Genomic DNA, 20,721 nt, shown 5'->3' with positions numbered 1-20,721 from the left:
AGGAGGAAATCGCATGAATTCTTTTGACTTACATATGCATTCCTGTTACAGCAACGATGGTGAATTTACACCACAGGAGCTGATTCATATGGCTGAGGAAGCCCATTTAACAACGATTGCACTGAGTGATCACAACACGCCGAAAGGAATTGCGGAGATGGTCCGTCTGGCAGAGGCAAAGGGCATCCGCGTAATTCCCGCCATGGAATTTGATACGCTGTTTGAGGAGCTGGAGGTACACGTGCTCGGCTACGGCATCGACTATGAGCAGCCTTATTTTCAAAGCCTTTTTAATGCTTTAAGTGAACGAAAAAAAGCCGTGCAGATAAAACGTGTGGAAAAAATCAGGGAGGTCTTTGACCTGGATATCGATCCCGCGGCATTACTGCAGCAATACGCAGGCAAAAATCCGTTTCCCTCGATTGTACACCATATCATGGAGCAGTATAAGGATAAGGAGGAATTCGCAGACTACCAGCCCGGAGGCAGACGCTGTGAGCCGCAGCCGGTGAATTTCTACTGGGATATGTGCAGTGCCGGAAAGCCCTGCTATGTGCGCGTTGAATATCCATCTTTAAAGGATACCGTTCAGCATATTCACGATGCCGGGGGAATTGCCGTACTCGCGCATCCATGGCTGAACTTCTATCAAAAGGAGGAACGGCTGCAAAGAGCCTTGGATGAGGGGATCGATGGAATTGAGGCCTACAGCAATTATCATGAAGCAAAGCATAACCGCTATTATGACGCCTATTGCAGGGAGCATGGTGTTCTGATGACCTGCGGCAGTGATTTTCATGGAAAGATGAAGCCGAAAATCCGAATGGGTGAATATGGCTATGAAAAGGATGACGGGGAAGAAATTCTACATACCTTTTTAAAACGGCTGGCAACATAAAAGGATACAAAGGAAAAGTCAATGCTTACAGGAACATGGAATTGTCCCGCAGGCATTGACTTTTTCGTACAAACGTCAGAAGCTGTTTTTCCACACATGTAAGAGCAGCTGCTCCTTTTCCACAGCATATACGCATAAAGACGCATACAACCGCTATGATTATTTTGCAGCTATTGACCTTTGTCCTGCCAAAACAAAAGCAGGCTCCTAGCGTATACGCAGCTTATTCAACAGCCCACACAGCCTTTCGCGCTCCTCCTGTGATCGATGACGAATGTGATCGATGAACCGGTACTGCCATTCCTGCCCCTGCTCAATCTCAGCCAGTTCAGCATTATCCAGTCTCCATTCTTCATGAAAATTACCACCGGCAGGATGCAGCAGCTTTAACAATACAGCAGTCTCCTCCAGGGACAGCTGTTCATAATATGCATCGTATTCCTCATTCATAAAGACAGCATTCTCCAACAGGGAAATCAGGTCATAGGCACTGATTTCCCTGTTGCGCAAATACTGGATTTTATCCTGCAGACAGCTATACTGTTCAACCTCCTCCAGCAGCTCCAGAAACGTTTCCTCATCTCTTCCCTGTGTCAGCTCCAGCACAAAGCAATCATCCACAGCCTCTTCATATACAAGTAAGGCATGCTCTGCATCCACAAAGGCCTGAAGCTGTGCCTGCAGCTGTTCTTCAAACAGTGTGAGATAGTCTGCCACACTGGTTCCCATGCTGGCTTCCAGTGCCTGATTGACCCGGTGAACAGCGTCCTTTATTGACCGGTGCTGCAGCAGTGCCCGCAGACGCTCTACGTCCTGTTCCGCCAACAAAAGTGAGGGCTGCTGAAACAGCGTGAGAGAAGCAAAGCATTGATACCAGAGAAGCTCGCAAAGATTCAGACCTAAATATTCCACCGTTACTCCCTTCTGTTGTTCATAGCGCCTGATAAACTCCGGCAGCTCTTCACGGAAGTATTCACAAAAGGTATGCTCCAGCGCAAAGCGCTCCATGTAATACAGCACCAAATCCATCCCGTGAAGGTGATACATATCATGAAACAGAGGGATACCATCCAGCAGTGGATAATCCAAATCCTCTTCGGTATGACTGTAATATAAAATCCCCTCATAGGTATTCAGCTGTTCAAGATAGTGCGGAATCTGTTCATCAAGCAAGCTGCTGTAGCGCTCATTGGAAAACGGCAGACGGTTTCTGCGCAGCTGATGCAGCAGATTTCTTGTCTGCTGCTCCTTTTCCTGTAGAACAAGCAGTCCGCGCTCAAAGCCTGCATCAATTTCCAGTTCCTGCAGTACCAGAGCATCCCTTTGCTCCAGCCCCTGTAACACCACATAGCTGATCGTGTTCAGAATACGTTTATGGTCTGCACTACTCAACGAGGTGCTCTGGTTGTGGTTGATCAAACGCACAAGCTCCTGTGCCAGCCTTTGGCACTGCTTCAACAAATCGTCCTTGCGCCGTTCACTGATTTCTCCTGCTTCCTGTGCCCTTTGCAGCCAGACATACAGCGAACCGCTTGGCCGCTGTTTTCCAACGGTATATGCCATTCTTATTCCTCCTCTAGCGTATGTAAGCGCCGTACGATGTGGAAGGCGAGCTGGCGGTTAATTTCCCCGTGATGAAGAAGATATTCTTCATATAGTATTTCACACAGCTCCTCATCCGATACATGCCAGTCCACATGGCTCCGTACATGGTAATACAGCCATATCGCCTGCTTGAATTGCACCATATACGTTTGAAGCGCCATCGTTGGAGATTTTAAAAACGGCGTAAGAATATCAAACAGGCGGTCTTCTTTTGTTTCCACCCATTCATACCGTCGCAATGCCAGCTGCTGTGTATGATACAATTCCTGCAGCTGCTCCTTTCGCAGCTCTAGTCCAATGCAGGCAAGCTCCTGCCTGAGCCAGCTTTCCCCTTCCTGTAATACCTTTAGCCTGTGCTGATAGCGCATGCTGCACACCTCCTTTATCCGTGTCCAATAGATATATCATGGACACCGTTTGCATACAAGACTGGAAAAATCAGTGAATTTGTGGTATGATATAGACAGAAATAAAGAGATGGCATACGATTTGTGTGCTTTTTTTTACTTATTATTTGAATGGTTCATCATATTTCAAAACGCATAGTTTCGGTCTGCATCTTCCTCCAAGCGATTTCCAGTGAAAATAAAAGCTGCCTCATTTGTTTACATAAAGCCTTACATTTTTGTGATAGTGTAATACGAGCGTATATGATATAATGTACATGCTGTTGGGAAGGTGCGAAACATTATGAAGCAAATACCGAATATACTGTCCGCAGTCAGGATTGCCCTGTCATTTCTACTGCTGGCTCTGACAAAGGATACAGCCTTGTTTCTGATTGTCTACCTCATCATAGGAATCAGCGATATTCTGGACGGATGGCTCGCAAGATCACTGCATGTGCAAAGTGAGCTGGGCGCCCATCTCGATTCTATTGGTGATCTGGCATTTTACTGTATTTCACTGTACATCGTTTTCTTTCAGATGCATTTGAAAATCATGAATCTGATTTCCATGCTGGTGCTGTGTGTCTTCGTACTGAAGCTTGCGGCGCTGCTGCTGACAAGATGGAAGCATCACCTGTGGGCGAGCATGCATACGATTGGCAATAAGCTGACCGGCCTGCTGTTGTTTCTTTTGGTACCACTATGTGTATTGACCAAAAGTCTTCCGTTGATTCCGGTTGCCCTGGTTATCGTCTGTTCCTACTTAGCTACCTTTGAGGAAATGCTGCTGATTCTGTCACGAAATACGTATGATATCAATACGAAGTCATTATTAAAAAAATAGGAAAGCCGGTATACGGAATTCGATCAAAGTATTGGGAAGAGGGATGCTTGCAGCCATGACGCTACCTTCTTGCTTTACCTAATCATCTGCCTGTATGAATGCAGGCTTTTTTTCTGCAGATTTTATGCTTCAAAACAAAAGGGAGTCCCTGCCCTTATTGGCAGAGACTCCACTGTTTATACTTCCTCGCTGTGTTCTTCATCCTTCATAAGAAACAGCTTTACTTTATGAATCCGCTTGTACTTCACTTCCTTTACCTGAAATTTAATATTGTTCCAGATAACCTCACGTTCCTCTCCATCCTCGGGAATCTGTCCAATCAGATCCAGCAGAAATCCGGATATGGTCTCATGATTATCATTTTCAAGCTGCAGTCCAAGCTCCTCGTTGATATCATCGATCGGCATGCCGCCGTCCATCACATACGTATGCTCATCAAGCTTTTCAATCTGCGGTTCATCATCCTCATCGTACTCATCTTCGATATCTCCCATGATTTCCTCTACAAGGTCCTCCATGGTAACGATACCGCTGAAGCCTCCGTATTCATCAATCAAAATGGCAATATGCTGATGCTTGCTCTGCATCTCCCGAAACAGATCGTCAATATTCTTGCTTTCCAGAACAAAGAACGGCTTGCGCAGGATGCACGATATATCAACATGCTCGAAGCCATTTTTTCTAGCCTCGACTACAAAATCCTTGATGTTCAGAATTCCGATGATATTGTCGATGGAATCCCGGTAAACCGGAATACGGCTGTAGCGCATTTCCATCAGCTCATCCAGATATTCACTCTGCGGATCATCAATATCGATGCAGAATACATCCGGTCTTGGGGTCATAACCTCTTCTGCCAGAATATCATCGAATGCGAATACGCTGTCAATCATATCCGCTTCATCCTCATCGAAGACACCGCTCTCCTGTCCGCTTTCCACCATGGAACGAATTTCCTCACGGGAAAGGGATTCTTCGACATTTTCATCCTTCATGCCGAACAGACGGAGTACAAACCGTGTTGACCAGGATAAAATTTTGATGAAGGGCGATGCGATTTTTGAAATAATGAGAATCGGCTTTGCGCAGAACATGGAATAGGCTTCCGCATTCTGCAGAGCGATTCGCTTGGGAACAAGCTCTCCGAAAATCAGCGTCACGAAGGATAACAGGATGGTAACCACCACCATGGATATCGTTTCTCCATAAGGAATGGCCCACCCTTCCAAAACAGCACCAAGGCGTACGGATATACCGGTTGCGGCACTGGCAGAGTTGAAGAAGCCAGCAAGGGTGATCGCCACCTGAATGGTGGATAAAAAGCTGGTAGGCTCCTGAAGAAGCTTTTCCACAAGCATAGCCTTGCGGTTTCCCTCCTCCACCTTGCGGTGAATCCTGTTTTTGTTGACGGATACGATGGCCATTTCACTCGCTGCGAAATAGGCGTTGATCAATGTCAGAATGACAATCAGCAGCAGCTGCAGTGTAATGGAAGATTGCGCGGGGTCTGCGTCCATAAAATAATATCTCTCCTTTTCTGTTATGAATTTGATTGCTATTGTATCAGAGGTTGCGGCATATGTAAAGAGCCAGCCGCTGATGGAATTGTAAATTTTTTATAAATCGGGATTTCTGTATCTAGGGTGTATCCTACTCCTTTGGGGAAACGGCAGGAATCAAAAGCTCTCTGCAGTTTCCCTGTCCAGCTTATCAATGATCTGAACTGCTAGTTCAACAGCATGTGCATAGTCCTGATATGCCAGAATCCCATAGGAGGAATGCGCATAGCGAACCGGTACACCGATGACGATTGTGGGAATACCAAATCGTGCTGTATGTGTTATGCCGCCATTCGTCCCTCCTCCTTTTCGCACACTCTCCTGAACAGGAATGTCATTTGCGCGGGCAAGCTCTAACGCATAGCGCTGAAACCTCGGTGATGTAATCATGGAGCGGTCAAAGTGACGCAGCATCGGACCTTTTTTTAAGGCACTTTGAATCATATATTCCTCTTCAAAGCTATCATCTGCCGGACAACCCTCAAAGCAAATCACAACATCCGGCTTCACATTGTGCATAACACAGGTCATACCGCGCTCGCCGACCTCCTCCTGAGAGGACAGGGTTGCACTGACGGTGTTAGAGAGTGTGCGTCCATGCAGTCGGAAGAGCGTTTCTACAACTGCGGCACAGCCGATACGATTATCAAACGCCTTTCCCATAAACGTTTGATGCTCCTCATCATAGGTACAGGTAACGCTAGGCACAATCGGTGCACCGATCCCGATGCGGTAAGACTCTAGTACCTCCTGTGCACTTGTAGCACCGACATCAATCAATACATCGGCAAAATCCAGAGCCTTTCCCTGCTCGGAAGCATTCATAAAATGTACCGGCTTGCTGCAGACAATTCCCGGAATCAGCTTGCCGTCTCTGTTTTTAATCAGAACCTTATTGGCGATGATATTCTTCACATCCCAGCCGCCCAACGGCAGAAACCGCAGGAGCCCGTTGCTTTTCACCGCCTGAACGATGAACCCTACCTCATCGCTGTGTGCATCCAGCATGATGTTTACACCACCCTGTGTGTTTCCCTTCAAATCCATATACAGGTTGCGCATATGATCCTCTTTACACGTGCAGATATCACGTATCTCTTCCTGTGCATATGCAATCACAGCATCCTCAAAACCACTCGGTCCAAAGGCATCCGAAAATTTCTTAATTCTATCAATTTGTTTCATATCGTATTCTCATCCTCTTTTCTATTCCTTATTATAGCAGAGAATGCGAAAGAGTTCATCCGCAACTCCTACTCTTCTATCTCCAGACCAAATGATTTTGGATAAAAGGGCAGCTGCAGGGCCCTGCATACAGCCATTGCCCATTCCCGAAACCACCAGCCGTTCGCGGTTATAACATTTCCATCCTGCACATAGCCGTGAAGCTCAGGATGCTTTTCCTGCTCCCTCATATCAAGCAATCCCTTCAGCTGCTCAGCGCTGAGCTCCACCGAGGTACAGGCACCGCCCGCCATGAAGCATTCTCGGTCAACGGAAGCAACATAGCGCCGCTCTTTCATAATGCCGGCATTCACCAGAATAATGGGTGCACAGGAAATCGCCGCAATCAGCTTTCCTGCTTGATCAAAGGCGCGAATCAAGGATAACAGCTCCTCATCTGCCAATATCCAGTCACTGCTGTCATCTTTCGCTCCGATACCGGTTAAAATCAGTACATCATAATCATCTGCACAAATCGTTCCCCAAGTATACTCACCAAGAGCGAGGAAGCCCTCCTCCGCACGTACCGGTTTCAAGGTCTTGGCTATGTAGTCGATCTGACAATCTGCCAAAGCAAGGGACTCCAGCAAAACACTAAATTCAAAATTACAAAATCCGTCGTATAAACAAACTGCTGCCTTCATATACATTCCTCCTAAAAAAAACTTTCTGCACCTGTTCAAAAAGGATCCGAAGGTTCTTTGGTTTCACGTAAAAAGCTATGGTAAGAAAGCTTGGCAATGTCATGTGAAAAAGAGTCTGTAATCCATTGGTGAACAGGCGTACATCTGTATGTCTGATTCAAAAAAACCGTCTGGATTATTTGCTCACTTCACATCACCTCTTGTGTTCATTATACAGAAGGAAAAAGCAAATTGCAAGCGTTCACAGAAAAGCACCACACTGCGGCAATGAAACGGGAGCCATCGTATGCAACATGCAATGTAGCGCTTTATCCTTCATACAGTATTAACTGCATCTGCCATCCGCGGCAGTACCGTCTTTCCAGTAATCGATTCTCCATGCATTTAGCATATGCCCATCGTACGTCAAAACGAACGTCAACATTTCCCTGAAAATTAAAAAACCCCGATATCTACGGGGTTACCTGTTATCATGGCGCCTTAAACAGGACTTGAACCTGTGACCTGCCGGTTAACAGCCGGATGCTCTACCAACTGAGCTATTAAGGCGTTTCTTAATTGCTTAGATATAATATCATAAGATTTTGTGTTTGGCAAGAAAAAACAGCAAATTTTTTTAGGATTTTTACTGTTCACAGTCATGCAGATAAAAGCGGAGACCTTGCCATGGAAAGTTAACCGCAAATTAAATGATATTTAAAACCGAATGCTGCCATCTACTGCATCAGCAGCATCCGATGAAGAGCAATTTAGAGCAACAGCTTCCAGCGTATCCTTCAAACAAAAACAGCGGCTTCCCGCTGTTAATATCCTCCGTCACTGGTTTCTTTCTGCATCAGCTTCACGCCGGCACTTGTACCGATACGATCTGCTCCGGCTTCCACCATCTTCTCCATATCCTCATAGCAGCGAACACCGCCGGCTGCCTTAACCAGACAATGCCCCTGCACGGTATCCTTCATCAGCTTGACATCCTCAGGAGTGGCTCCGCTTGTTGAGAATCCGGTTGATGTTTTCACAAATGTCGCACCAGCCTCTACACAAAGCTCGCACGCCTTTACGATTTCTTCCTTTGTCAGCAGGCAGTTTTCCAGAATAACCTTCACACAGTTCCCTTCTGCTGCCTCCACAACGGCCTTCACATCTGCACGTACTGCATCATAGTTTCCTGCTTTCATTTCTCCGATATTCAAAACCATATCGATTTCCTTAGCGCCGTCAGCAATCGCATTGGCTGTTTCAAAAGCCTTGGCTTTGGTACTCATGGCACCCAGCGGGAAGCCCACAACGGTACAAACCTTAACGTCCGTTCCCTTCAGCAGCTCTGCACATGTTGATACCCAGTAGCTGTTTACGCATACACTGGCAAAATCATATTCCTTTGCTTCTGCACATAGTGTTTCAATTTTGTCATACGTTGCATCTGCTTTCAGCAGTGTATGGTCGATATACTTGTTCATTTCCATAAAATATCCTCCTGCATTATCTTTCCAATGTACTTTTAGTATATCATGGAACCTTTAGAATATGAAGTTCATTTGTCTTCATCACAATTTACAATTCCTGGTCTTCTTGAATCCCTTCATGATATCTGCGCATCCAATAGACGCGAACAAAGGGGTCCTTTAGAAAATACTGCAGAAGGCGATACAGCAATACGTAACGTACCAGCTCCGCCACAGCAAGAACCATCCAGGAAAGCAGCTGATAGTTCTGGGTTTGAAATACATCCACAAGCTGCGGCAGTGTCAGCAGCAAGCGCACCAGCTCCACTGCCCACATCACAGGAACAATCCAGCGACTCCATGGCTTATAAAGAAACAGGGATACCGCCGGAAGAGACCAGATCAAGGCAGAAAACAGGGAAGCCAACAGCAACGTCCGCTGCATAAACTGCATGCCTTCATTATCTTCACTGTAATAGCGGCATACAAACATGAGAAGATACAGCAGAACCAGCATACTGTACTGATATAGAAGCAAAGCGACAGCACAGCCACGTATGCGGCCTCTCGCTCGCATATCCAGCCGCTGGTCATGTGGAATGTGCTCCTTTTGAGGAAGGCAAACCGCATTCACCGCTTCCTCCTGCATTTCATCATCCGCCTTTGTACCATGCGGCTTCCATATATAGATGATCTGCGGATTTCTTTGCAGGCTCCACGCCATATACAGCATCAGGCATGCTTTTCCTACCACCATAAGTGCATAGACGATTCGCAGAAGGAAATTCTCCCTTGCGATATCAATTTGAAAAAGCGCAAGCAGCTCATAAAGCGTATAGAGATTTAAAACAGACAACAGCTGAAATAACAGCCTGCCCAGTCTGCGGCAGCTCCACAGCATACGAATCACTGCAAGCCATACCAGCAAAGCGGCTCCGTGAAACAGGAAACTGCGCAAAAAAGCGATATGAGTATCCTCCAGCATCAGCTGTAGCAGAAAATAGGAAAACACCATATAAGCGATTAGAAATATATAGAACAGCACCAGTAATATCCGCAAATGGCGTATACAGGCTTTTCGCTGCTTTTTATGTGCATGCAGAGCTTCTTCTTTCATCAAAATCATCACCTGTCCTTATTATACAGGAAATGCGCATCGTTTGCATATGCATGTGAGCCGCACTCATACAGCTGTCGGTAAAGAATAAGGAACAGGAACGCCTATAAGCTTCCTGTGTGAGTCTGCCACAGCACAAAAAGGCAGATGCTTACGTCATAGGCTGCACCTGCGTCTTCTGTTTGCGATTTCTTATTTTCATGATTGAAATCCTGTCAATGTGTGGTATAGCTTCTGTTTCTCATGGAGAAGCGTATCGGGACAATTTATCGTTTAAAGGGAAAATCCTCAATATCCGATGGATTCACAAAGGTCGGATTCGGCTTATCAAAATAATTGGATGTATCCAGATCCCATGCATTATGGGTATCCCCTTCTCCAAAATCCTTCATTTCCGTATGTGTTGTCAGAATATGCAGTAGATTGCGTAAGGTATCCATCGCCTTTTTCGCACTGTCCAGCAAATAGGAAAAGGCTTCATCTGCACCATCATCCTGAATATAGCGAATCAGCTCTTCATAAATGTGAATCTGTTCTTCCTCATACTGCATATCCCGCATTACCGCAGCGGTTAAATCATTGTTCACATGGTGCTGTTCCTCTTCTGATTCCTGCTCACAGCTGCAGCGCTCCTCCTGCGTATGACACGGCTTGATAAATTCAAAAACAGGTGTATCATCGTTGGATTCATCATAGTAACGGTCATCCTCGCCATGCATCTGATGAATAATACAGCTGAGAACCTCCATATCACTGATCTGTCGTGCACCCAGACGCATAAAAATATCATGGAAGGTCGGATTGTTGATCATGAAGCTTTGTCGTATATAGACGGCCGCCTGCTTCAGACCGCTGCTGCAGCCCTTCAGCTGACGATCCAGCAAAAGGTAGTATTTCATATCCGGTCGTGTAATCTGTACCTCAAAGGGCAGTTTTGTATCGTAAATAAACATATGCATACCTCCAATTTCTACCGTTAGTATGGAAGCTTTTCCTTAGATTATGCTATAATATGAAGCATAAAAAGGAAGGTACATTTATGAAAGAAATCAAACTGCATACAAAGCTAACCAAAAAGCTCACAGTGGAGGAAAGCATGCTGGCCTCTCATGTTGGCAGCGGAATTGTCAATGTCTATGCGACGCCGATGATGATTGCTCTTATGGAAAATACCGCTGCAGCCTGTCTGGAACAGTTTCTGGAGGATGGAGAAACAAGTGTCGGTGTGATGATGCAGACAACGCACGATGCAGCAACGCCTGTTGGCATGGCGGTGGAGGCGGAAGTGGAAATCACAGCCGTAGACCGTAAAAAGGTGTCCTTTCACATCGTCGCAAGGGATGAAAAGGATTTGATCGGTACCGCTGACCATGAGCGCTTCATCGTAAAAAAAGAAGCCTTTGAAGCAAAGGCTCTCAGCAAGCTGGAAAACGTATAAGCAAATGTGCAGCCGCTATGTAAGCAGCTGCCTTTTTTATAACAGCTTTTCCGTATCTGTATACAGATACGGTATTGTATCGCTGTGTTATGTATGTAAATAGAATACAGAAATTTTATAATAGATATGCAAAGGCAAACCCGATCCTGTGCAAGGCTCTTTTTTGTTCTATGCTTCGCATCACACATCTGCTGATCATGTATGCAAGCAATCATCAGCCAAGTGCCAGAAGATAGCGCAGCCTCCATCGTTTTATGAAAGAGGATCGCCGCAACAGCTTCCTTGCCTGCTTTTGCGCATAGCCGTAAACAAGCTCTGCCTCCTCTTTTGTCATCGTATGCGGAGAATATATGGCTTTCTCACACAGGGAGTGTATTGTTTTCGGCAGCTCCTCATCCTTCATAAAGATAAGCAGATAACGATAGCTGTGATAAACCGCCTTGTTCGCATCACGCTGCAGGCATTGCTTTTCTCTGTAAGCAATACGCATTCGGCGCTGGAGAATGACGGTTAGCAGCAGGAATAAAATCAGCATAGCAACAACACCTGTTGTACCGAAGTGCCAAAGCGTATCCTCTTGTACTTCTCTGCTTCGATCACGCTGCGCAGCTTTCTTTGTTTGCTTAGTTTTCTGCTCAGTCGGCGTGTTTTGTTCCGGTGTGTCTGTACCACCCTGTTCCTGCTTCTGGACATGCGTTGCCTGAGAGGACGGCTTGCTTTCACTCGCAAAGCCCGGCGTCACCTCGATGGGAATCCAGCCTTTTTCTGAATCAAAGATTTCCACCCATGCATGTGCGTTCTCATCCGGTATCTCCATACTGCCACCAGACATAGCTTGAGCCTGAAAGGAGAATCCTTCGGCATAGCGGGCAGGTATCCCCATATAGCGAAACAGCATAACTGCCGTGGTAGCATAATGCACACAATAGCCCTTTTTATTCTCGGTCAGAAAAAATTCCACAAAATCACGGTCATCCGGTGTTCTCCCCGGCTTCAGCGTATAGCTGGTCGTTTCCTTTAAATACTCCTGTATGGTTGTTTGGACATCGTATGTAAAGTTTTCACTATTCAGAGCATGCAGATTTTTAAAGGGCTTTTGCTCATCAAACAGCCTTTTGAGATTGGCAGGTAGCTGAAGATAGTGCTCTTTGACAAAAGCGGGATATGCATCTGCGTTCACTGTGGAATCCCCCGTCATATTCGTACTGGACAATGCATAGGCAGTACAGCTCATGGAATCCTCCTGCTTTAGACGGTATGCATCATACCATGGCGTTGTTTTTGGTAATGCCTCTTTCATCAGATACGGCGTCAGAGCATAGCGTTTGGATGCACGGTGATCTTCTATTTCCAGATGCATCAAAGCTCCCGTTTTTTGCAAAATCTGTGTAAAGGCGGGATTTTTTTTATCAAGCCACGTATCCACATCCTGCCAGTTATAGGATGGTAACGCAGCATAGCTGGATTCCGGCAGTGCTTGCCAGCGATTATCTTCATACAGCGCACCGCTATAGCTTTTCAGATAAATAGTACCCCGTGCATCATCGGAGCGCACAACCAGCTGCGTTGCACCGGTATAAAACCGATTCGCTGCTTTGCCCAAGTCCACCTCCCCCTCCTCTTCACCGGCATGGGTAAGGAAGTAGGCAAGCTCATCCACACGCTGCAGCAGCCGCTCACGAAGTGATCCGCTACTGCTTCGTAGCTCATAGGCATCTGGCAGTGAGGTAAAAAAGGTTAACAGCACACAGAGAACACTCAATCCAAAGGCACTTAACCGTACATATCCCCCATGCCCGTTTGTCACTCCAATGCGTGAAAGAAACAGCATAAACCAGAATATGATTAGCATAATGGCAAACAGCCATGGAATCGGTGTCTGATAGAGCAGTGTAAAAAACACAGGGAGAAAGGACAGCATGAATAGCGCAAAATAATGGCGTGTGCGCCAGAAGGTCAGCATACCGCAAAACAGCCATATGCTTACATAGAGCAGCAGCCAGGTAAACTGCAGCTGGTACAGCATGGTAGAATCTGTCACATCATAGGGATAAAACACATAGCCGCTCGCATTGTGATAAACCTCAGTAATAATATTATAGGCGATATAAGCCCCCTTTTGCAGCAATGGAAAGCTGAGTACACCTGCAGTAATCATGCAGCCGGCCAATATCAGAATCACCTTTTTCCTGCGACGAAGCAGCAGGTGATGATATCCTGCTACCACAAAAAGCAGCACCGGTATGTATAGCAGCCAGAGAACCACGTCCCAAAAGGGGAAGGCAAATAGAAACACACCAAGACAGGAAAGCATTCCTATCAAAAGCAGCAGACTGGAAATCACTTGTTTTTTCATACATCAGCCTCCCGTTCAAAAAGAGCCGCAAATGCTTCATCCAGATACAGTGCACTTTGCGAATCACAGGATGCTTCACAAAAACGCGGCATGGACAGCAGCTTCCGCAAAAAGCCTTCCATATCCTGCGGGCTTTGCAGTTGTACCTCCTGAATACCGCCAACAGTCTGCCAGCGTATATGCACCATGTCCTGCGCGCTTGCTTTCAGACAAAACCCACAGGCGATTGCCAGAATGCGCTCACACGCTTCCTGCTCTTGAGGAAAGCGCAGATGAAGCTGCAGATAAGCGGACTCCTCCTTCTGAAATTCACGCACCATCGTTTTCTGAAGCCGATAGCTCGCCTTATAATGAATACGGCGTACAGGCTCTCCCTCATGATGCTCCTTCAGCTCATAATCACTGCTCAATGGTCCAATGGGGCGCTGACGGGATTCCTGTATGATTCTTGCAAATTGTACTTGTGAAACAGGACGTGGCTGAGGAAACCGAAAGGCTGCTTCCTCCTTTTCCCATACCCGGGTCTTGCGAAACAATCCAAGAAGGTCTCTGGTCTGTATGGAGGTCAGCCGCAGCCGATATTGTCCGCTTCCAAGCTTTGGCATATACAGCTTCCTTTCTATTTGATTCAGCTCCAGACGCACAGCCTCTTTCGTCTCATAAAAGCAATTCCTCCACGTTCCCTGTATTTGGATACAGCTGAACACAAGCAAAGGAAACCGGGTTGCCATACGTATCACACAGCCGTCCTTATCCGTTTTCAGCTGCAGCTTCACAAGTCTGTTTCCAACGATAAACAGAAGCAGGCTGAGAAGAGGAAGCATGAGAAGCACGCGCAGCAGCAGGTAATATATATACCCGTCAATGCTTATCCATAGCAGTGCATCCAGAAGCAGCAGGATTAGATATGTAAGCCAGGATCGAATCATAGGCCCTTCCTTCTGGTATGCGGAGGCTGTATGTGATGCAGCAGATGTGTCAGTACCTCTTTTGCGGCTGCGGCATCTGCGCTGTGGGATGGCTGCATGAGGATACGATGAGCGATGGTATCCACGAAAACCCTCTGAATGTCCTCCGGCACTACATAATCCCGTCCCTGCAGCAGTGCACAGGCCTTGGACATATCGAGGAGTGACACCCCTGCTCTGGGACTTGCTCCGCGATAAATGCGCTGATTATTTCTTGTCGCCTGCAGCAGCTGAATGATGTAATGGTAAAGAGAGTCGTGTACAAACACCTCTGCGCAGGCCTTCTGCATTTCCAAAATCTGCGTACGCTGTGCCACGCACTGCACACGATAGCTTTCCGGATTCTGCTTGCGCTTGAGAATCTCAATTTCATCATGCTCTGCGGGATAACCGATTTCCAAACGGATCATGAAACGATCCAGCTGGCTTTCCGGAAGCTGCTGTGTTCCTGCTGAGCCATAAGGATTCTGTGTCGCAATGACCAGAAAGGGCTGTTCCAGCATCATGGTAACCCCATCCACACTGACACTCCCCTCCTCCATTACCTCCAGCAGAGCTGCCTGTGTACGGGAGGAGGTCCGGTTGATTTCATCCGCAAGAAACAGATTGGTAAAAACCGCTCCCTTGCGGATTTGTGTCTTTCCGGTCTGCGGATCAATTACACTAAAGCCGGTAACATCCGCCGGTAATACATCCACCGTAAATTGCATTCTGCGACAATCCAGCTGCATGGCATCCGCAAATGCCCGCGCAATCGTCGTTTTCCCCACGCCCGGCATATCCTCCATGAGAATATGTCCGTTGGCCAATATCGCCATCAGGATTTTTTCCAGCAGCTCATCCTTTCCAATGACTGCCTTTTTAACTTCCTGCAATATTCGTTCACTCGTTCTCATCCGATCTCCCTTCAGCCAGTATGCTTTCTGGCTTTCACCTATAAAAAACCATATATATACCTTTATTGTATACAATGGAGTGCACATTAGGTCAACAAAAGATTTCTTAACTTTTTATGAAGACGATGCATCCGCAATTCTTTGGTCTGCAACAGGAATGCGTAAAAAAAGCAGCCAAAGCTTTTTCACCTGCATTTGGGCTGCATTTCGTAGCTATTTGAATTCCCGACGCATGCATACAAGGTCTTCCTCCTGCATGCCCAGCTGTCTGATACTGATTTCCTTTTTGTTTGGACAGGCAAGCGGCTGCAGCATATAGGAACAAAGCGTACAATAGCCGGAGGAAGCACTACGGCGGATACACGCATATCCGCATTTTCGGATACAGTTCTCATCCACCCACAGCGCCAGCTGATCCAGTGCATTGGTTGCTATAAGATTTGCATTTTCCTGCGGTATTCCCGCATCGAGAAGATAGCGAAACAGGATATCTGCATAGGTCAGAATATATTCCATGAGGAAAAAGTTTTCCGCATTGTTTTTCTGCATACGCTTCGGCCACAGAGGAAGCTTGATATGATTTCTGATATAGCGTTCCTCCTCCACATGCTGGCGCGGATTCTTCAGGCATTCATGCGGACATTCCGCACATTTATATAAGAATTCGCTCATCGTTTTCAGCAGCTGAAACTTAAAGGTGGCAAAATCTATCGTCACATTGAATTCCTGCTCGATTTTAGGGAACGCATCTGCACACATGGTCAGTGCAGCATCCACCGTTTCCGCTTCAAATACGCCCAGCTTTGTGATTGGCTGCGGTAAAAACATCATCAGATCTCTGCTGTTAATATATTTCATTTTTCATCACCATGACCTATGGTACACTATTTTCAGATAAAAAGAAATACAGTTGAAATATTTTCCATGACTTTATCGTATTCCAGTTAGAGGGAGGCGATTGTGATGAAGTCTATGCTGTTTGTATTTTATATGCTTATAAATTCCATGGGCGGCTATCTCCTTCAGCAGACGGCGGTGGAAACGGCTTATCCGGATATCGCGAGAAGGTGCCCGGATATCACACGCAATGCCGAGCTGGAGCTGGTGGACGGAGCGTCGTGGATTTCCTTTTTAAAGGGATTGCATACTGCTTCTTTATCTACAATACACATACAGGACGCGTTGGATTCCTCACAGGATATCCTGATAAGCTATGATGCATTAGCGAAAAGCTATACTGTGACAGGAAAGGAGGAGCACAGGAATACAGCCACCTATCGTCATCTCATCCGCATGGATGGACAGCGTATTGCGGATATGAAGCTTGACGATCTATGTATCTGTTTTGCGAACAATCCTGCAGAATACTGGTACTGGTATCTTTGTGACGATGAGAATATAAAGCCTGAGGATATATATCGAAGGCCGAACACAGCAAAAGTACAGCTGTTGTTTATTGTGAAAAAGACCTGAGAACAAACAATTTGCATCGTGCTGGCATCCACATTCAGATACCGCTATGCAGAATATTAAAAAAAGGATTCCAACCGTTAGAATTGGAATCCTTCTATATGTTATCATGGTGGAGCGTATCGGGATCGAACCGATGACCCCCTGCGTGCAAGGCAGGTGCTCTCCCAGCTGAGCTAACACCCCATGTATATATAAATTCGATGGTGGGCCTGAATGGACTTGAACCAACGACCTCACCCTTATCAGGGGTGCGCTCTAACCACCTGAGCTACAGGCCCGTTTCCATCGAATGCTCATATATAATACCACTACTTTTTTCGTGTGTCAACAAGGTTTTTATCATTTTTATCATTATGATTATAGAATTATGTAATCCGGTAATTTTACCGATGCAGCCGATTGTTGATCCTGTTTTGCAGGCTTATTTTATGATACACACTGCACATATTTCCATGTACAGCTTTCCCCTCCCCCACTGCCTGCATACCCTGTGCTAGGTTCTTTGTTGATGCAAGCAGGCAAACAGAAGAAGGAAGGCTTCTGCAAAGCATCGTTTTCTTTCTGCAGCCCTTACGCTGCTCTCGTAGCTTCATTACTGTATGCCTGTCTCATAAGTGGTGAACAGATATTCGGCAAGGCTCTATATCAAAATCATCAGGAAGCTAAGTGATGCAAATTCATGCGGTCAGCTTCAAGTCTTACCGCGGCAGTATTCGTTATATAGGATTCGTATGACACACAGCATCGCAGGCACTTTTACAAAGCATGTACATCTGCTCTCATAAAAAAAACCGAACCTCAACAAATAAAGTTCGGAATATGCTATCATGGTGGAGCGTATCGGGATCGAACCGATGACCCCCTGCGTGCAAGGCAGGTGCTCTCCCAGCTGAGCTAACACCCCATGTATATGTAAATTCGATGGTGGGCCTGAATGGACTTGAACCAACGACCTCACCCTTATCAGGGGTGCGCTCTAACCACCTGAGCTACAGGCCCATTTCCATCGAATGCCTGTTAATAATACCACAACCCATTTATGATGTCAACATATTTTTAATTTTTTTATCACAGAATTCTGACATACCTTACAGTTCATTGGCTGATATCTGAGAGAACCTGCACAAACGCTAAAAGATATTATGGCTATCAATTTGTTATAACCGAATGTTCCCTTATGTTATTGCAGTTTATGATTTCCTTTCTGCTGGAATGGCCAATGGAAAACGAAATACCAAATAGCTTTCTCTTTTCCACAAGCCAATTTGGTGAGAGTAATGCGAAAACTATGCTATGATAGGAAGACATTACAACAATCACAGGAGGAGCAAGCATGGACTATACAGAAGCATTTGCGCAAATCGAGAACTTCAGAATCTATTTGATCGAGGAAGAAAAAAGTACCCTGACGGTACAGAAATACATCCGCGATATTACAAAACTCTTTGCATACCTTTCTTACGGAAAGACCCTGACGAAGCAGCAAATCATAAAGTATAAGGAGGAGCTGCTGAAATCCTATACCTCGGCAAGCATCAACAGCATGCTAGCTGCAATCAACTGTTTCTTCACTTTTATCAAGCAGCCCGAGTATAGGGTCAAGCTCTTGAAAATACAGAAAAGAACCTGTATTGAAAAAGACAAGGAGCTGACAAAAAAAGAATACACCAGACTTTTAAGAGCAGCACAGGATACGCATAACGAGCGTATGTATCTCCTTCTACAAACCATATGTGCAACCGGAATCCGTGTATCCGAGCATCGCTTCATTACCGTAGAGGCTGTCAAAAGCAGAAAAGCCGCCGTACAAAACAAGGGGAAGCTCCGCTATATTTTCTTTCCCTCCAGACTGCGGAAGCAGCTGCTGGCATATTGCCGAAGAAAGCAGATTAAGAATGGCAGCATCTTTATCACAAATACCGGAAAACCACTGGATCGCAGCAATATCTGGAAGGCGATGAAAAAGCTGTGCCTACACGCCAATGTCAGCAGCAAGAAGGTCTTCCCACATAATCTGCGGCATCTGTTTGCCCTCACCTTTTACAGTATGGAAAAGGATGTGGTGCGGCTGGCGGATATTCTCGGCCACTCATCCATTGAAACTACCAGAGTCTATACGATGACCAGCTTTCAGGAATACGAAAAAACACTATCCCGCATGGACCTTGTACGCCTTTGTTGAAAAATACCACATAATATGCATTATGTGGTATCCTTCATGTTCTGTTCACAGGTATAGTTTACCATATATTTTTACAAAATGCGCAACTACATTATCCTCTTTCTCTGATTGTGCATCCACAGACGGTATTCCTCAACAGACAGCCTTACCCGCCTTCCCACGACGTGTTTGCTTCTCTATGCCATATTGTCCTGTACCACATAATGCATATTATGTGGTACAGGGCTTTTCATGTTCTTGATGTGTCACTTGATTTTACACAGGAAAGGAAGCTTATGAGGAATCCGTTTTTTCATCTGACCAAATTTTTTGCCTGCGCCGTGATACTTTTGCTTACATGTTGTGTATACATGCACCAAGCACAAGGCCTCTGTTCAACTCTCACAATAGTTTTGGAACCACAAGGCAGATACAAGCATTGTCTGATGCAGATTGACGTGCGGGGCAGTGGTACCCTGTTCGATGGCAAAACGCACCATCGAAATAGCAGTGAACGCTATGTGCTCTATCAGGGAAGGCGGAAAGCATTTCGTCTCTATACAGAGCATACACAGTCTTCATTGCAAATCCGCCTGAACGACAGGGATATAACCGATACCGTTCAAAACGGAACCATTGTAATCAAAGACGCACATAGGCAACAGCATCTTGTTTTGTACTTCCAAGAAACCAAATAAACACAATGCTATATGCAGTGTGAAGAACTCAGCGAACAATGCATCGCCATGACACCTTCTATTGCATCCCTGTCCTTGTATCATCCGATCAGCAAACTGCAGCTGTGTACATTTTCTATTTTGATATGCAGGCTATATGCTGGCACTCACAGCTTTGCTTGTCTATTTTTTCTTTTGCTATATTGCTCTAGGACAGGAAATTGAAATACTCCAGGATACTGTCATACAGCGTCTGCGCCACCTTTTGCTGATATTCATCCGTAACCAGCTTTGCACGATCCTCTGCATTGGACAGAAATCCGCACTCCACAAGAGAACCGATTTTCTGCGCATTATTCAGAATATAGTAATCTCCTGGCTTGCTTGTCATCTTCGTTTGTGTCAGTGCCCGAAAATGCTTTTGCAAAATGTCCGCAAACACCTTGGATACTTCATTCTTCGGGGCATAGAAGGCCTGCGCTCCCTTCACGCTTGTATTGGGATAGGAATTCAAATGGATACTAATAAACAAATCCGTCTTATCCTGATTGATCAGCTCGATGCGCTTTTTCATATCCTCACGCTTGCGATTGGAAGCACCCTCGCTTGCCAGATCATAGGCTCCATTTCGAGTCATGGTCACATGTGCACCTCCATCCTCCAGCAGCTTTTTCAGCTTCTGTGCTATCTTCAGATTGATTTCCTGTTCCTTTGCCTCGTTGCTGCGGGCACCATCATCCTTCCCACCATGACCGGGATCCAATACGATTTCCACACCATCCAGTGCATGAAAGGCCCGTTTTGCGGAAACAGAGGTAATATGCGACAGACAGAAGGACGCTGCCAGTATGGTACACAGCAGCCCTGCACCCAGCAGGTATTTTTTTCTTTTCATCATCTTCACCTTTTCAAGTATATGTAATGTTAATCATAAAAATATCATTGTTAGAAAATATTTTTGTGATTCCCGCTTGTGCAGACAGGCGATTGACCCGATACCCCGGGCATTTGCGGCATACGCTGTAAA

Annotated in this window: 20 protein-coding genes and 5 tRNA genes; 6 read left to right on the top strand and 19 right to left on the bottom strand. The window is 45.9% G+C overall.

Features of this window, described 5'->3' with window-relative positions; translation table 11 throughout:
* Positions 1–13 precede the first annotated feature (13 nt).
* Entirely contained in the window at positions 14–898 is an 885-nt protein-coding gene (locus NE665_RS01710) for a PHP domain-containing protein (protein WP_117443233.1), read from the top strand.
* A gap of 207 nt (positions 899–1,105) precedes the next feature.
* On the opposite strand, the gene NE665_RS01705 is transcribed toward NE665_RS01710, so the two are convergent.
* Positions 1,106–2,461, bottom strand: a complete 1,356-nt coding sequence (locus NE665_RS01705; protein WP_233104524.1) for a DUF6179 domain-containing protein — start codon at positions 2,459–2,461, stop codon at positions 1,106–1,108.
* A gap of 2 nt (positions 2,462–2,463) precedes the next feature.
* A complete protein-coding gene (locus tag NE665_RS01700) occupies positions 2,464–2,871 on the bottom strand; it encodes a DUF6323 family protein (RefSeq protein WP_117443235.1) in 408 nt (135 codons plus the stop codon).
* A 322-nt stretch (positions 2,872–3,193) separates the two neighbouring features.
* On the opposite strand from NE665_RS01700, the gene NE665_RS01695 reads away from it, so the two are divergent.
* Entirely contained in the window at positions 3,194–3,736 is a 543-nt protein-coding gene (locus tag NE665_RS01695) for a CDP-alcohol phosphatidyltransferase family protein (RefSeq protein WP_117443236.1), read from the top strand.
* Positions 3,737–3,912: 176 nt separating this feature from the next.
* On the opposite strand, the gene NE665_RS01690 is transcribed toward NE665_RS01695, so the two are convergent.
* From NE665_RS01690 to NE665_RS01660, 7 genes are all read right to left on the bottom strand, one after another.
* Positions 3,913–5,253: a hemolysin family protein gene (locus NE665_RS01690; RefSeq protein WP_117443237.1), complete on the bottom strand. Its 1,341-nt coding sequence runs from the start codon at positions 5,251–5,253 to the stop codon at positions 3,913–3,915.
* Positions 5,254–5,412: 159 nt separating this feature from the next.
* Positions 5,413–6,480: a M42 family peptidase gene (locus tag NE665_RS01685; protein WP_117443238.1), complete on the bottom strand. Its 1,068-nt coding sequence runs from the start codon at positions 6,478–6,480 to the stop codon at positions 5,413–5,415.
* Between the two features lie 68 nt (positions 6,481–6,548).
* Positions 6,549–7,163, bottom strand: coding sequence for a DJ-1/PfpI family protein (locus NE665_RS01680; RefSeq protein ID WP_117443239.1), 615 nt, complete (start codon positions 7,161–7,163; stop codon positions 6,549–6,551).
* A 473-nt stretch (positions 7,164–7,636) separates the two neighbouring features.
* Positions 7,637–7,712: transfer RNA gene (locus tag NE665_RS01675), tRNA-Asn, on the bottom strand.
* A gap of 254 nt (positions 7,713–7,966) precedes the next feature.
* The gene (deoC, locus tag NE665_RS01670; RefSeq protein ID WP_117443240.1) at positions 7,967–8,629 is read right to left on the bottom strand and encodes a deoxyribose-phosphate aldolase; all 663 of its coding nucleotides are present in this window, start codon (positions 8,627–8,629) and stop codon (positions 7,967–7,969) included.
* An 88-nt stretch (positions 8,630–8,717) separates the two neighbouring features.
* On the bottom strand, positions 8,718–9,725 hold the full coding sequence (locus tag NE665_RS01665) for a hypothetical protein (protein ID WP_233104523.1): 1,008 nt from the start codon (positions 9,723–9,725) through the stop codon (positions 8,718–8,720).
* A gap of 266 nt (positions 9,726–9,991) precedes the next feature.
* Positions 9,992–10,678, bottom strand: a complete 687-nt coding sequence (locus NE665_RS01660; protein ID WP_117443242.1) for a manganese catalase family protein — start codon at positions 10,676–10,678, stop codon at positions 9,992–9,994.
* A gap of 86 nt (positions 10,679–10,764) precedes the next feature.
* Here NE665_RS01660 and NE665_RS01655 point away from each other — a divergent pair, with 86 nt between their 5' ends.
* Positions 10,765–11,163 carry a thioesterase family protein gene (locus NE665_RS01655; RefSeq protein ID WP_117443243.1) on the top strand — a complete coding sequence of 133 codons (399 nt, stop codon included), beginning with the start codon at positions 10,765–10,767 and terminating at the stop codon, positions 11,161–11,163.
* A 214-nt stretch (positions 11,164–11,377) separates the two neighbouring features.
* Here the strand turns inward: NE665_RS01655 and NE665_RS01650 are convergent, their stop codons facing one another.
* From NE665_RS01650 to NE665_RS01635, 4 genes are all read right to left on the bottom strand, one after another.
* A complete protein-coding gene (locus tag NE665_RS01650; RefSeq protein ID WP_117443244.1) occupies positions 11,378–13,519 on the bottom strand; it encodes a transglutaminase-like domain-containing protein in 2,142 nt (713 codons plus the stop codon).
* Positions 13,516–14,448: a DUF58 domain-containing protein gene (locus tag NE665_RS01645; RefSeq protein ID WP_117443245.1), complete on the bottom strand. Its 933-nt coding sequence runs from the start codon at positions 14,446–14,448 to the stop codon at positions 13,516–13,518. The genes NE665_RS01650 and NE665_RS01645 overlap by 4 nt, the downstream gene beginning before the upstream one ends.
* On the bottom strand, positions 14,445–15,383 hold the full coding sequence (locus NE665_RS01640; protein WP_117443246.1) for a MoxR family ATPase: 939 nt from the start codon (positions 15,381–15,383) through the stop codon (positions 14,445–14,447). Before NE665_RS01640 ends, NE665_RS01645 begins: the two co-directional genes overlap by 4 nt.
* Before the next feature lie 213 nt (positions 15,384–15,596).
* Entirely contained in the window at positions 15,597–16,241 is a 645-nt protein-coding gene (locus NE665_RS01635) for a hypothetical protein (RefSeq protein ID WP_178760229.1), read from the bottom strand.
* Between the two features lie 105 nt (positions 16,242–16,346).
* Between NE665_RS01635 and NE665_RS01630 the strand changes: the two genes are divergently transcribed.
* Positions 16,347–16,856: a hypothetical protein gene (locus NE665_RS01630; protein ID WP_117443247.1), complete on the top strand. Its 510-nt coding sequence runs from the start codon at positions 16,347–16,349 to the stop codon at positions 16,854–16,856.
* Between the two features lie 107 nt (positions 16,857–16,963).
* Here the strand turns inward: NE665_RS01630 and NE665_RS01625 are convergent.
* From NE665_RS01625 to NE665_RS01605, 5 genes are all read right to left on the bottom strand, one after another.
* Positions 16,964–17,039, bottom strand: a tRNA-Ala gene (locus tag NE665_RS01625).
* An 18-nt stretch (positions 17,040–17,057) separates the two neighbouring features.
* Positions 17,058–17,134, bottom strand: a tRNA-Ile gene (locus NE665_RS01620).
* Between the two features lie 105 nt (positions 17,135–17,239).
* Positions 17,240–17,449 carry a hypothetical protein gene (locus NE665_RS01615; RefSeq protein WP_117444359.1) on the bottom strand — a complete coding sequence of 70 codons (210 nt, stop codon included), beginning with the start codon at positions 17,447–17,449 and terminating at the stop codon, positions 17,240–17,242.
* A 235-nt stretch (positions 17,450–17,684) separates the two neighbouring features.
* Positions 17,685–17,760, bottom strand: a tRNA-Ala gene (locus tag NE665_RS01610).
* 18 nt (positions 17,761–17,778) lie between these two features.
* Positions 17,779–17,855 (bottom strand) — tRNA-Ile (locus NE665_RS01605).
* Positions 17,856–18,189: 334 nt separating this feature from the next.
* On the opposite strand from NE665_RS01605, the gene NE665_RS01600 reads away from it, so the two are divergent.
* The gene (locus tag NE665_RS01600; RefSeq protein ID WP_117444360.1) at positions 18,190–19,038 is read left to right on the top strand and encodes a tyrosine-type recombinase/integrase; all 849 of its coding nucleotides are present in this window, start codon (positions 18,190–18,192) and stop codon (positions 19,036–19,038) included.
* A 425-nt stretch (positions 19,039–19,463) separates the two neighbouring features.
* Complete coding sequence (locus NE665_RS01595) at positions 19,464–19,715, top strand: hypothetical protein (RefSeq protein WP_233104522.1); 252 nt, start codon at positions 19,464–19,466, stop codon at positions 19,713–19,715.
* 187 nt (positions 19,716–19,902) lie between these two features.
* Here NE665_RS01595 and NE665_RS01590 read toward each other — a convergent pair whose 3' ends face one another.
* On the bottom strand, positions 19,903–20,589 hold the full coding sequence (locus tag NE665_RS01590) for an N-acetylmuramoyl-L-alanine amidase (RefSeq protein WP_233104521.1): 687 nt from the start codon (positions 20,587–20,589) through the stop codon (positions 19,903–19,905).
* Positions 20,590–20,721: the final 132 nt, after the last annotated feature.

Origin of the sequence: Clostridium sp. DFI.1.208 (assembly GCF_024463855.1) — a bacterium.
GTDB lineage: Bacteria > Bacillota_I > Bacilli_A > Erysipelotrichales > Erysipelotrichaceae > Clostridium_AQ.
Note: the sequence above shows the minus strand (reverse complement) of the source record. Positions and strands in the feature narration are given on the sequence as shown.